General features: G+C 56.8%; 10 protein-coding genes, 2 tRNA genes and 3 pseudogenes. 8 read left to right on the top strand and 7 right to left on the bottom strand.

Features of this window, described 5'->3' with window-relative positions; genetic code table 11:
- Positions 1-97: 97 nt before the first annotated feature.
- Complete coding sequence (locus HMPREF2912_RS07740; protein WP_070522295.1) at positions 98-2,170, bottom strand: bifunctional copper resistance protein CopD/cytochrome c oxidase assembly protein; 2,073 nt, start codon at positions 2,168-2,170, stop codon at positions 98-100.
- A gap of 76 nt (positions 2,171-2,246) precedes the next feature.
- On the opposite strand from HMPREF2912_RS07740, the gene HMPREF2912_RS07735 reads away from it, so the two are divergent.
- The 3 genes from HMPREF2912_RS07735 (at position 2,247) to HMPREF2912_RS07725 (ending at position 4,000) form a co-directional block, all read left to right on the top strand.
- Positions 2,247-3,179: a LysR family transcriptional regulator gene (locus HMPREF2912_RS07735; RefSeq protein WP_070522298.1), complete on the top strand. Its 933-nt coding sequence runs from the start codon at positions 2,247-2,249 to the stop codon at positions 3,177-3,179.
- A 39-nt stretch (positions 3,180-3,218) separates the two neighbouring features.
- Positions 3,219-3,292 (top strand) — tRNA-Arg (locus tag HMPREF2912_RS07730).
- Between the two features lie 75 nt (positions 3,293-3,367).
- Complete coding sequence (locus HMPREF2912_RS07725) at positions 3,368-4,000, top strand: hypothetical protein (protein ID WP_070522299.1); 633 nt, start codon at positions 3,368-3,370, stop codon at positions 3,998-4,000.
- A 17-nt stretch (positions 4,001-4,017) separates the two neighbouring features.
- On the opposite strand, the gene HMPREF2912_RS07720 is transcribed toward HMPREF2912_RS07725, so the two are convergent.
- A complete protein-coding gene (locus HMPREF2912_RS07720) occupies positions 4,018-4,203 on the bottom strand; it encodes a PspC domain-containing protein (RefSeq protein WP_010191177.1) in 186 nt (61 codons plus the stop codon).
- A gap of 128 nt (positions 4,204-4,331) precedes the next feature.
- Between HMPREF2912_RS07720 and cmrA the strand changes: the two genes are divergently transcribed.
- A complete protein-coding gene (gene cmrA, locus HMPREF2912_RS07715; RefSeq protein ID WP_070522301.1) occupies positions 4,332-5,144 on the top strand; it encodes a mycolate reductase in 813 nt (270 codons plus the stop codon).
- 44 nt (positions 5,145-5,188) lie between these two features.
- On the opposite strand, the gene HMPREF2912_RS07710 is transcribed toward cmrA, so the two are convergent.
- Positions 5,189-6,733, bottom strand: a complete 1,545-nt coding sequence (locus tag HMPREF2912_RS07710) for an alanine/glycine:cation symporter family protein (protein WP_070683770.1) — start codon at positions 6,731-6,733, stop codon at positions 5,189-5,191.
- Between the two features lie 272 nt (positions 6,734-7,005).
- On the opposite strand from HMPREF2912_RS07710, the gene orn reads away from it, so the two are divergent.
- Both orn and HMPREF2912_RS07700 read left to right on the top strand, forming a co-directional pair.
- A complete protein-coding gene (orn, locus tag HMPREF2912_RS07705; protein WP_070522488.1) occupies positions 7,006-7,638 on the top strand; it encodes an oligoribonuclease in 633 nt (210 codons plus the stop codon).
- 49 nt (positions 7,639-7,687) lie between these two features.
- A tRNA-His gene (locus HMPREF2912_RS07700) sits at positions 7,688-7,760 on the top strand.
- Between the two features lie 240 nt (positions 7,761-8,000).
- On the opposite strand, the pseudogene HMPREF2912_RS12880 reads toward HMPREF2912_RS07700, so the two are convergent.
- From HMPREF2912_RS12880 to HMPREF2912_RS13410, 4 genes and pseudogenes are all read right to left on the bottom strand, one after another.
- Positions 8,001-8,195 (bottom strand): annotated as a pseudogene (locus HMPREF2912_RS12880) (IS256 family transposase); the annotation flags it as partial.
- A gap of 210 nt (positions 8,196-8,405) precedes the next feature.
- Positions 8,406-8,985, bottom strand: a pseudogene (locus HMPREF2912_RS07695) (IS256 family transposase); the annotation flags it as partial.
- A gap of 151 nt (positions 8,986-9,136) precedes the next feature.
- Positions 9,137-9,814, bottom strand: a complete 678-nt coding sequence (locus HMPREF2912_RS07690) for a hypothetical protein (RefSeq protein WP_141746399.1) — start codon at positions 9,812-9,814, stop codon at positions 9,137-9,139.
- Positions 9,815-10,247: 433 nt separating this feature from the next.
- Positions 10,248-10,496: pseudogene (locus HMPREF2912_RS13410) on the bottom strand (hypothetical protein); the annotation flags it as partial.
- Between the two features lie 113 nt (positions 10,497-10,609).
- On the opposite strand from HMPREF2912_RS13410, the gene HMPREF2912_RS13225 reads away from it, so the two are divergent.
- On the top strand, positions 10,610-11,395 hold the full coding sequence (locus tag HMPREF2912_RS13225) for a DUF6414 family protein (RefSeq protein WP_070562200.1): 786 nt from the start codon (positions 10,610-10,612) through the stop codon (positions 11,393-11,395).
- Positions 11,396-11,526: 131 nt separating this feature from the next.
- Positions 11,527-12,531 (top strand): AAA family ATPase, encoded by a 1,005-nt coding sequence (locus HMPREF2912_RS07680; RefSeq protein WP_246816491.1) that lies wholly within the window; start codon positions 11,527-11,529, stop codon positions 12,529-12,531.
- The last annotated feature ends 449 nt before the right edge of the window (positions 12,532-12,980 follow it).

The following is a 12,980-nucleotide window of genomic DNA, read 5'->3' as shown; positions in this document are numbered from 1 at the left end:
CACTGCCAACCTGTGGATAACTTGTTGAAAGCATCAACAACATATCCGTTTCGCCCGGTAAGCACTCTTTTTCACGCACCCAGGGTGGGCACTCCCGCTAGTGCTGGCGGAAGGTGGAATCATCCCCTTCGCTCATCTGCTTGAGCATGGCGTTATAGCTTTCCAAATCAGCATCGCCGTCAATATCCGCCTTAGCATCATGGCGCCGAGCGGTGGCACGATCCTCCCGCAGCCAGTCAAGGAATAGCGAACCAAACACAATCACCAGCGGGAATTGGCCGAAGCCCCAGGAAATACCGCCGCCGGTTCGTTGGTCCGTGACAAAGTCCGGGTGCCACGGCAAGCTCAAGGACTCATAGAAGTCCAAGCCCAGAATGACTTGCATCTGCATGAGGTAGACGCCGGCAAAAAGGTGCAGGGGCATCGACACGAAGAGGATGAGCAGGCGAATGCCCGTCGGCGCGCGCCACGGCAACGGGTCCGGGCCAATAACTTCCCAGTAGTAGATGTAGCCAGAGATCAAGAAGACCCAGTTCATAATCACGTGCCCAGCGTGTTCCGAAATGGCGAGCTCATAAAAGTTCGGGAAAAGGTAGAGCACGTAAAGGAAAGCCAGGAACTGCACAACGTTGACCGCTGGATGCGTAAGAATGCGCAAGGTACGAGCCTTGGTGAGGGCGACGGCGGCGTCGTGAAGCGTGGGCTTGCCCGGCTCCCCAGGCTCAAAAGCTTCCATCACTAAGGTCACCGGAGCGCCCAGCACAAGGCACAGCGGGACTGCCATGGACAGAATCATGTGCACCAACATGTGCATGGAGTACAGCGCCGGCATATACAAGCCGATGCCATTGCTCATAATCAGCGTCATGCCCAGCGCTCCCACAAGGAACCACGCAGTGCGTCCTGCCGACCACGTCAGCCCGCGGCGCTTGAGGCGCCACAGCGCGTACAGGTAGAAGCCGGCCAGCACGATCCCCAGCGAGCCAAACATGAGATCAAAGCGGAACATGGTCCACACGTTGGTGGCGGTGGGGGCGTCGAAAAGCTCATAGCCCAGCAGAATCTGCATGGCGTTGAGATTCGGGTCCCGCGGCGGCGGGGGCGGCGTACGGCCCATCGAGATGGCTACGCCAACGGTCGCCGCCATGATGAGAACCTCAACCACAGCCACCCTGATAAACAGGCGCGGCGAACTCTTCAAGTGAGGGATGGTAACCCGTCGGTGCACGAAGCCGATGGCTGCCAACACCACGGTGAGCACCGCTTTGCTCAGCACTAACAGGCCGTACCGAGTAGTGAACAGATCCCCGAACTCAACGCGAATCAGCGCATTAACTACGCCTGTAGCTGCCAGCCCCACGATGGAGAACAACGCGACCGAGGAATAGCGACGCACCGCCACACCCATATCTGGGCCAAGGCGGCGGCCATGGGCGATGAGCCCCATGAGTCCACCGACCCAGAGCATGATGAAGAACAGGTGCAGCAGCAGCGAGTTCGTACCGTAGTCATGATCGCCACCGGAAGCCGAGTGGCCCTCCATCCCGAGAGGCACCGTCAGCAACAAGGACAAGAAAAACGTTCCGACTTGGCCCGCCCACGTGCGTGCGACAAAACCAGATACGGCAACAACCACTGCGATAGCTGCGGTGAGCAGCCAGACTTGCGACGCCGCGATCTGCCCCACTGCCATGCCCATGAGCTCCGGGTTGAGAACCTTAGCCAACGGGGTACCGGTGAGATCCGACATGACGAGAGGGACCTCTAATAAAGACACCACCGCGGCGCCCACCGCCGCCCATGCGCCGGTCCGCGCTGCGATGTGCCCATCGACGGTGAGCGTGGCCTTGATGAGACGCTCGTTGTCCTTATCCGGTACCGCCGGGTAAATAAAGAAGGCGCTCGACATAAAGGAGCCGATCGAAAGCGCCATGAGCATCCACGCGATAGCGCGGAAGAAGGGAAGGCCGAACGTTGTCATGCGCCCTGGGTCGGGGATGCCTAGGGCGGCGAGCGAGTCCGCAAGAAAGAACAGAGAAATAATTCCGCCCACGAGGCCCGCGAAGACGATGAAAGAAAGATTCAACAAGCGGGAAGGCTGCGCTCCCGACGTCGAGCGCGCCGACCCCCGAAAGCGCTGTGAGCTGGGAGTTTCTTTCTCAGTGTGCATGGTGGGCAGTCTACCGCCACGGAGGTTCTCTTACCTAAAAGGTAGTTTTTTCTCAGCTTTCGGGTAGTCTGCTCTTATGGACTCTCGCCAGCTTCACCATTTTCGGTCCGTTGTGGACCACGGTTCATTCACGCAAGCTGCGGAAGCACTGCAGCTCACGCAACCTTCTTTAAGCCTAACCGTGCGCAAACTTGAAAAGGATCTCAACGTGAAGCTGCTCTCCCGCGGGCGCGGTGGAGTCCGAACCACAGAGGCCGGAGATTACCTCTATGGCGTCGCTACCTCGATAGATTCCCTTCTTACCACCGCCACCACGCGCCTTGCCGAAATTGCATCCGGCAGCGCGGGCTCGGTGACGTTATGCTCCGCCCCTGAGTTCAACTGGCTTTATATGCCTGAGATTCTGTGCCGCATGCGCCAGCGCGCACCGGAGGTAAGTGTTTCCTTAAAGGACTTAGAACCAACCGCCACGTTGAGAGAGGTCCTGGATGGCTCAGCGGAGTTAGGAATCCTCCTCACCACTAACCCACAGCGCTTCCGCCAAGACTACGGCGCGCAGCTCACCATTGACTGCGCCGCAGAAATTGAGGTGCGCGTCGCGCTCCCCGAGAGGCTAAAAGGCTTGCCTGACCCCGTGCGGTTGACCGACCTGAGCGCTGAGACCTGGCTCTTGCCGCCGCGCTGGCCGGAACTCAGCGGTTTGCCGGAAGCAATGGATCAGGTGTGGGCTAAGTCGGCATTAAGCAAGCCCGTCACGGTCCAAGAAGTTCCCACATTGCAAACGGGGTTGCCACTCGTGGCGGGCGACTACGGCATCAGCCTCCTGCCGCACACCGCGCAGGCTTTGGGCCAGCAGGGAGTCCACTTCCGGCGAATCGCGGAAGCCCTCCCGACCGTGCAAGCGCTCGTCATCCACCGCGCGGACCGTGCGCTGAGCCCAGCGGCGCGCACGCTTAACGACGTCCTCCTCAACGCCAACGCCGAGCCAACGCCAGTGGTAGCCCGATAATCGGACTTCACGCCCCGGTGCGTTATGATGGCGCGGTACGCCTCCATAGCTCAGTGGATTAGAGCAGTGGGTTTCTACCCCATGTGTCGCGGGTTCGAATCCTGCTGGGGGCACGCAGGTCAGGGCCACTTTTGGGGTTTTATTAAGCCTCGGAAAGTGGCCTTTGGGCACAATTTGGACACACTCTTATGGACATCACCCTCGCGACTTTTGACCACGCTCCACAATCCGCGCTGCGCGGAATGCGCTTCAGCAATGCCTGGGGGACGTCACCAAGCTATGCGGAGTCACGCCGCGGAGTGCTCACCGGGCAGTACCCGCAGCGCGGAGCCACAACGCGCATCACGGACATCTTTGCGGCAGCTGGCTTCGAGGTTCGGGAGGACACCCGCCCCGCATCATCACGGGTCTTTCGGCTTCTTGAGCAACCAGACCCCCACGTGTTGGATGATCTCGATGGCGTCGTGGCGGTGTGTTCCCTGCAGGATGATAAGGCCGCGATGTCTTTCCTGTGGCCCGGAGTTGCAGAGTCCGGGGAGTGCACTGAGCTTGTCTCCCCGCTCGACCTAGCTCCTACCCTCGCGGCGATCGCGGGGCTTGATGTGCGCCCCAACGCCCCCTTGTCATTCGACGGGCTCAATTTGGTGCCGGTTCTACGTTATGGCGCCTCCGGGCACGGGGCTCTCTTCTTCGACTACGGAGTGCGCATGCAGGACGCCGTGCTTGTCGACGGCACCGCTACCCCACCCAGCGCCCTGCCGCGTCTGCGGGATGAATGGGAAACGTGGAAGCGGTTCATGGCGATGGGCCCGCTGCAGTAATTTGCAGAAACTACCGATTACTCCACTGGAATGACGACCCAGAGGATGAGGTAGAGCAGAATTCCTGAGAAGCCCAGCAGCGTGGCAACAACGAAGAGGATTCGCACCAAGGTCGGGTCGAGGTTGTAGGTCTGTGCGATGCCGCCGCACACGCCTCCGAGCATCGTGTCAGTTGTGGAACGGGTCAAACGTTGGTTGTTCATGATGTCTCCTTTCACTGTCCATTATCCAGAGTTGGGCCGAAGGGTTCATCGGTGTTTACCCTGATTTAGACCCTGATTGCTCTACGCTGGGTGGAAACTTCCCACCCTGAGAGAAAGGACGCCGTTTCATGGCTCACTCCCCCGGGCTGCCCGCCCCTACCCGCTCCTCGTATGCGCTGCTGACCGGCGCTAGCCAGGGCATTGGCGCTGCGATGGCCAAGGACCTAGCCGCCCGCGGCTACAACGTCATTCTCGTTGCCCGCCGCGAAGACGTCCTTGGATCCATCGCCGCGGACCTGCGCTCGCGCCACGAGGTGGACGCCATCGCGCTGGCAGCGGACCTCTCCGAGGTCGCAGACGTGGACCGCGTCATCGAGTTCATGGCGGGCAAGGAAATCTCCATCATCGTCAACTCGGCGGGCATCGCCAGCTTTGGCAAGTTCATGGAGCAGGACTGGGATTATGAAACCCGGCAGTTCGACCTCAATGCAAAGGCCGTTCACCGCCTGACGCGCGCCGCCCTTGAGCAAATGCTGCCGCGACGCAGCGGCGCTATCTGCAACGTGGGATCGGCCGCGGGCAACGTCTCCATCCCGAACAACGCCACCTACGTGTTCACCAAGGCAGGTGTTAACGCGTTTACGGAGGCCCTGCACTACGAGCTCAAGGGCTCCGGCGTGACCTGCACGCTGCTTGCCCCCGGCCCGGTGCGCGATGCCGTCATCCCCGAAGAAGAGCAATCCATCGTGGACAAGGTAGTCCCGGATTTCTTGTGGACCACCTATGAGTCCTGCTCCGAAGAGACCCTGGAGGCCATGGCCCGCAACCAGCGCCGCGTGGTCCCTGGGCCGCTATCAAAAGCAATGAACGCGTTGGGCAAGATTGTGCCCACCCCAATTGCTGCACCGCTCATCGGCAGCTTCTATTCCAAGATGGCCTAGGACATAAAAATGCCCGCTCTCCTCCGTGGAGAGCGGGCATTGCTTTACTTGCCTTGGAGCGGCGATTGCTCCGCGATAGCCTTCTGTGCGGCCTCCTCCCGGGCGAGCTTGCGCTCTACCCAGAACTCGGCGTTCTTGATACCCAACGCTTCTGGGTCGAATTGGGGGTCCTTGCCAGCAGCCTTCTGCGCGCTGTAATCCTTGAGGCACTTGAGGGCTGGGACCTGCAGGAAGAGGATGGCGATGATGTTGAGCCACGCGGTCGCGCCAACGCCGATATCGCCCAGCGCCCAGGCAGCACCCGGAGTCGTCGTCGCGCCGATAACCACGGACACGACAAGGAGGATACGAAGAAGCCACACCAGCGCGCGGCGGGCGGTCTTGTTGCTAATCCAGCGGTTGAAATAGGTCAGGTTGACCTCCGCCATGTAGTAGTACGCCAGAACGGTGGTAAAGGCGAAGAAGGCAATAGCGATGGCAATGAAGCTCGGGCCGAAACCTGCCAACAGGGTGTCCAGACCGTGCTGGACAAAGCCCGGACCGACCTCGACCCCATCCGGGATTGCACCGGCGTAGCGCACTGGGCCATCCTCCGACTCGCCTTCGAAGACCTTGTACATGTCGGTAGAGATGATGATGAATGCGGTAGCAGAGCACACGAAGAGGGTGTCAATGTAGACCGCGAAGGCCTGCACGAAGCCCTGCTTGGCTGGGTGGGATACCTCCGCAGCTGCGGCAGATTGTGGGCCGGTACCTTGGCCTGCCTCGTTGGAGTAGATACCGCGCTTCACGCCCCACATGATGGCCGAGCCCAATAGGCCGGAGAAAGCCTGCTCCGCGCCGAAAGCGGACTTAAAGATCATGCCGAAGACCTCGGGGATCTGGTTGAAGTTCATGATCAGGATGATGATGGCAAAAAGGATATAAGCGCCGGCCATGAACGGGACCACGAGGGAGGCGAAGTTAGCGATGCGCTTCACGCCACCAATAATGATGATGGCGAGGATTCCGCCCAGAATCACGGCAGACCAACCGACCTCAACACCCCAAGCGTTCTGTACGGCCGCAGCCACGCCGTTTGCCTGAATGCCGGGCAGGAAGTAGCTGGTGGCAAGGATCATCGCAATAGCGAAGACGATTCCATAGACCACCATGAAAGGACCGGCCTTGGTGTGCTTATAGGCCTTCTCGATGTAATAAGCCGGACCACCGCGGTATTCGTCGGTGTCTTGGTCCTTCTCCTTATAAACCTGCGCCAAGGTACATTCCACGAAAGAAGTTGCGGAACCCAGCAGAGCCACCGCCCACATCCAGAACACGGCACCTGGGCCGCCGAAAGCGATGGCGGTTGCAACGCCCGAAATGTTTCCCACGCCAACGCGGCCCGCCAGGGAAATCATCAGCGATTGGAAGGACGAGACACCTGAATCGGAGCTTTCGCCGTCCTTCAGCTGCTTAATCATGTCCGGAATGCAGCGCACCTGTAAGAACTTGGTGGCCAGGGTGAAATAAATTCCCGCGCCGAGGCACAGGAAGACTAATGCTGGTGACCAAATTAATGAGTTGAGAGTGTCAAGAAAGGCTGACATCGGTAGGTTTCCGTCCTTCGATATATGTGAGTGCCATCACTTTAAAGGCTGACCTAATAATGTCCCATCTCCCAAGGCTTTGGTGAGAGAAATCATGAAAAAGTTCAAAAAGCCCTCGACACTGCCCCTCAATGCCAACCAGAAAACCCCAGCACACCTCGAATAAAAAGGCGCCTTCCACAACGAGACCCCTCCTCACCCCCATTTACCCCCACCTCAGCCAACTAGGGCACCTCCCAAACCATGACCGAAGAGAAACTATGGTGGAAGCCATGAGTGATATCCCCGCCAAAAATGACCGCCTCGTCTGGATCGACTTGGAGATGACCGGACTTGAACCGCAGCGCCACGTAATCGTGGAAGTCGCTGCCGTCATCACGGACGCCGAATTAAACATCCTCGACGAGGGCCTCGACCTCGTCGTGCACGCTACCGAGGAAGAACTGGCGGAGATGGATGACTTCGTCACCGAGATGCACGCGAAGTCCGGTCTCGACAAGGAAATCCGGGAATCCACGATCACAATCGAAGAGGCGGAGGAAGCGGTACTGAAGCTCGTCGAGAAGCACTGCGACGCCAACCACCCTGCTCCCCTTGCAGGCAATTCCATCGCCACGGACCGCACCTTCATTCGTGAGTACATGCCGCGCCTGGACGCCGCACTGCACTACCGAATGATTGACGTTTCCACGATTAAGGAACTAGCACGCCGCTGGCACCCGCGGGCATACTACAACCAGCCACAAAAGGGCATGGCGCACCGAGCCCTGCAAGACATTATTGAATCCATTCGAGAGCTCGACTTCTACCGCCGCAGCGTATTCCGCACGGACGACGGCCCCTCCACCGCGGAAGCGGAGGATCTTAAGGCTGCCACTACCGATGACTACCAGGCGTTTTTGTAAATTCAACGAGGTGAGTTAACCTGTATCTCGTTGCTTTCAGGCAACGATGGTGGCTGTAGTTCAGCTGGTAGAGCACCAGGTTGTGATCCTGGGTGTCGCGGGTTCGAGCCCCGTCAGCCACCCCGAAAATACCCCCTGACCTTGGGAAGCAAGGTGAGGGGGTTTCTTATTTGGGGGTTAAGGATCAAAATGTCCCTTAACCGGGGCTTAAGGGTCAAAATGTGTGTCTGACTCGGCGTGTCGTCGGGGCTAGATTTGGCCGCTTCCAGGCCGGATGACTGGGCGTAGCCCCTTAACCCCGGCTTAAGGGACATTTCGTGTGGATTTGCGGCGTGTCGCACTAAGGGACATTTCGTGTGGATTTAGGAGCGTCCGGCCCAGCCTTTTCTTATGCCTAAGCTGGGGTTCCATTCGTTGTCGATGTGGGTGTCGAATGTGGCTGGTTGCCCGTCTGGGTGGCCACGTCGTGTGAGCTCTTCTTTCGTCCAGGTCGCGTATGCCGCTTTCCCATTGCGTCCGAAGTCTTGAGGCCTGGCTAGGTCCAGTGGATGTACAGGGGGCTTCGGTGCGGACGTCGCCATAGGAATTGGCCTAATCGCACCAGCTGCGGCTTACCTACCACAGACCTAGTGTTATCCGTTGTTGATTTCACAGATCGGGCCGTTGGAACCGATTCAAAATCAAGATCAAGGAATTATCCCAGGCTGCCCCGAGAATCCGTATCGGTTTATCCACACGAAATGTCCCTTAAGCCTTAACCCCTAGGGCTAGATTTGGCCTTTTGGATGCCGATTAAATCGAGTGTAGTTGGTGTCGATGGCGTTGCCGTAGAGGGCTGGTCGTCCTGTTTCGTGGTCGGCTTGGTTCTCGTTGTGGGTCAGGGTTTGTACTTTGGCGAGTTGGTCCTGTCCCCAGTTGGATTGCCTGGCGATTTCTACGGGATCGTCGGGCAGTTCAGTTTTTAGGTAGAGCCACCACTCCAGCATTCGGCGTTGGTGTTCTCCGCGTCGTCCGCGGTGGGTTCGTGCTAGTAGTTTCAGCTGGGAGTTGATTCCGCCTTCCAGGCTGTTGGTGGTGGCTTTGATCCGGTCAGTATCAAGGACTTCTTCAGGCGGGTTGAGGTAGACAAATAGCAGTTTGCTGCGCCAGAGGTGGTTGAGGCTGTTGTAGGCCTTGCGCACGTTGGCATGGGTCCAGGTTCGTGTCCAGCGACCTGTTTGGGGGTCTTTGACGAGAGTCTTCTCGTTTAACTAGGTGGGGTAGACCGTGGCGAATTCATGGGGTGAGCTTGAGCGCTAGCCGGTAGATAGTGCGCCCAGCATCCGTGCGTGGGCGCGAGGTCAGATAACCCACTCGGCCTCCTCAATTCCTTTCGTAGACGATACGTACGAGCCCCGCCGTGATCCGAGTGCACACATGCGTTAAAAAGAATAACGACCTGAGCCCAATAGCCTGGCGAAAACACGGGCCGGCGGTGACGTCTTCAGGCCTCGAGCCCTTACTTACCCAACTTCTTTTCGAGCCGAACTATCCGTTTGTCCCAGTCTCCGTCCCAGCCTGCGTCTCGGGCCTCAACACAGAGGTCTAGGGCTGCTTGGAACTCTTTCTGCTTCTCATAAATAATCGCCAGCTGCTTAAATCCCGGATGTCCAGGGAGAACCTGTGGACCGAGCTCTGTGTACACTACCCGGCCTTCGAACAAGTGAGCATTCTCAGGCAAGAATCGTCCTAGCCCGGCGTCAAACATTGCCCCTGCCACAGTCTTTTCCAGCGAAATCATGACCTTGCATGTAGCAATTGTTTTGGCCAGGAATTCTGGTTCGTCACGCCTACGGTAGTACGCTTTCATTGTGTCACTGAGAGCAAAATGCCTATCGACGGGTGTCATGTAGGGGTCAGCAAAATGATGCCAGGATTCTGAAAGTTTTATCCAAATACCCTTGTCACTGTTCCGATGGAACCACTGAGTAAGTAGCTGAAGAATTCTCGTAACATCGACGTCTTCGGGTTCCAGTTGGCTGTCTCCAATTGTGAGCACAAGAGGGTCCTTGTCGATCACGTCACCATCCGTATGCTCCGCATAAACCTCCCTGATGCGCTGTTTCTCCGGCTCCGTAAACATCGTGTTCCACCAGGATTCGAGACCGTACGCCTCCAGTAGAGTTTTCTGCATCATGCATACGAGAATAACTGGTCACCGACGAAGACAGGCGTTGATAAAAAGCGCCTATACATGACGGCCCCTGTGAAACATAGGGTTACAAGACTTCTGCCAGCCGTTTTCCCAAGCGCAAGGTTTTGTTTCCAACTGTCGCACATCGACGCCTTTCCATCTCCCGCGATCACGGTGGACAACGACGACAATCTCTCCACCGAACGACCTGGCTGCTCATCAGAGGCGTAGAGACTCCGCCAGTGGTAGACCACTGTTTTTGATCGGGAAGCATACCGAAGGCGTAATTCCATAGTGCGGAAATCAACCGGTTAAAGCAACATCATGAGTGCGCCACCCATCTAGGCAAGTTAGCGGTGCGCTTGATGCAACGGCCAGCCAGCAACCGTTCGGTACTGACTGAAATGAATTTTGTAACACGTCCTATAGTGCTTTGTCAGAGGCCTCTCGGCCAGTGGCAGTACGGGGAGTGCCCCTCACCAAGCTGATGACGGCGGCCTGGGCCCCTGCGAGCACGGTGTAGGGACACAGCCCGCCGACCGGGTTTTGGATGATCCACTGACCGTTTCATCCCGACGAACAGATGCGCCACAATCACCAAAGTGACATGGTGGTACTGGCCCTCGAAATGATCCAGCCCCAAACCATGCTTGAGTTCGCGGTAATCGGGTTCGATGCACCACCGGCCGAGAGACAACTAACAAAGCACTATCAGGGACTGCAGTCTTGTGGGTCAGATCCAATGTATTAATAACGTATAATTATACAAAGGACTAAGTTTAATCCGCAGGAGTGCAAGTGGCAGGTAAAAAGCGTGAGAGCCAGGAAATCGTAAAGGTTGTCTATTTCGACCAGGAGACCGCGTCCGACTATCTGGACATCGTTGCAGGAGGTAATCTCTCTACAACTAAAGAAGATATTCATAACCGAACCACAGAAGCTCACGCAGACGTCGATGCAAAACTTAGCGCGAGGCTGAGTTGGCTGCCTTTTCTGCGAGGCTCTGCTGATCTGGGGGCTAGCGCGGAAGCCTCTATTGCGGGCGAGAGTATCCTAAGCAAAACGCTGGCTAACACCATTCTCACTGACTATCTAAAATCTGCAGGCGAGGACGCGAAGATTAGGAAGCTCGAAGGTTATAGTGTTTTCGCTGCTCAAAACTCGATGGCATTTATGAAGATTTACACCCCATTCATGATTGCTGCTCGTACCGAGGATGCAGACTTCGATATCGCACGTATGGATGAGGCTTTAGAAAAAGCGAAGGGGTACTACGAGTTGCTTGGCGAGAACGTCAATGACAGGAAGGTTGTACTCCGATTTAACATTCGTGCCTTTCGAAACAACTATGGTTTATCAGATTTAACCCGGATGAACTTGGTTTTCCACGGTATTGAAGTCGGACGAACGACAGAGGCAAGCCTGAACATTGAGTCCGAAATGGCCCAAGGCGCAACGGGCACTCCGAAACTAGTAGATCTGGTTCAAGATTCCATGCAAGCAGTTCTGGACTCTAGGGAGGACGTAGCTCTGCCGGTTTTTGATGTAGTTCTTGCGGCAGTTGAAGGCAAGGCGGCGGAGTGACTCGCAGCATGAAGGCGGAAATCTATTATGGTCCCCCCTCGTGGTTTGAAGAGCGAACCGACACAATCGGATCAGAGTCATTCTTAGACATTGTCTATGAACGAGACAGTAGGGCGCGGGAGCTCGTAATAGTGCAACGTGATGCGCCTCCTACCGAGGACCAGGACCCTGTGGAAGGGCCAGAGCATGTCGTCGTCAACTCTGGTGATTATGCGAGCTTGGTCGAGGCAACGATTTCCAATTTCGGCGGTCTAATTCAGTCTATCGACCCCAAGAATATTTACTTAAACAATCCTCCACAAGTGGTCCGCTCTCATGTTCAGCGCATTGCGGAAGTGACGGAGATCCACTACAACTACGGTGGATTTAATCCCCGACTTCTTCGAGAATTTTACGACGGTTTTAATGACCACTTGGTCGGGCAAGGTTCTGTAAAGAATGAGCTTTTAGCCGCTATGTATCCGTTAGCTAGCCAAAAAGGGAACGGGCCGGTAGTCGTGATGTTTTATGGCCCGTCGGGTGTTGGCAAAACTGAGACCGCCAAGTTCATCAGCAAACTCACTGGCGGAGACCTTTTCCGTAAGCAATTCTCCATGCTTCATAGCGAAAAGTTTGCCTCCTACGTGTTCGGAGGCAGTCACCAAGAACCCTCACTCGCACATGACTTGATGGAACGAGAGTCCAACGTGATCCTGTTCGATGAGTTCGATAAGGCGAGTCCAGTCTTCCATAGCGCCTTTTACGAATTGTTTGACGAGGGCGTTCTAGAAGACAAGAACTATCGTACGAAGGTGGGAAGCCCGCTCATCATCTGCACGTCGAATTATGGCTCCGAGGAAGCGGTGAAGAAGGCATTGGGAGAAGCACTTTACTCCCGCTTCAATGCGTTTATTGAGTTTCATCCCTTGAGCGTCGAAGAAGTGAGTTTAATTGCAGATCAACTCATTGACTCAAAGGTGGGCAAACTAGATTCAACCGAGCAGGCGCAACTAAACGTCGACAGCATTAGGACTAAGATGAAGCAATACGCTGGGCAACTTGGAAATGTCCGCAAGTTGAGCAGCAGTATTGACCAAGTGATTGGGTTCGAGTTAGCGACGAGCCTTCTCAAGAAGGCTCAGAGCGAGAGGCCCTAGTAGTGCTTTGTTAGCTCTTGTGGAGAGATGTCTGCAGGAGCAGATCAGCGCGTATCAGGACAAATGAGATTGAGCGGGTGCGCGGGGCACCCGCGATCCGGACGGGTCGCTGCCGAGGTGCTGGTTACGGGCCGAGTGGTCCGACGGCGCAGCTGAGCCCAGTGACTACTGGTTATTGACGCTGGATGAGGGCACCCCGATCGAGGAGTTGGTCCGGTGGTCGAAGGTCCACAGGCCGCATCGAACATGACTACCGGGCTGGGCTGCCATCATCACGTCACACTGGTAACCGCGGCGCACCTGTCTGCCACCGGGCAACGCTTGGCCGACGACCTGGCCCCACAAGCCCCGGAGGCGGGCTGAGTTTCTACGCCGTCCCGGCAGACCTCCAGGCCGCTGTCATCCATCTGCTGGGCCAGTGCCCTTACGGCCACCGCGCGGACCCCACC

The organism is Corynebacterium sp. HMSC056E09, assembly GCF_001813425.1.
Classification (GTDB): Bacteria; Actinomycetota; Actinomycetes; order Mycobacteriales; family Mycobacteriaceae; genus Corynebacterium; species Corynebacterium hesseae.
This window is presented reverse-complemented; position numbering and strand designations above follow the sequence as displayed.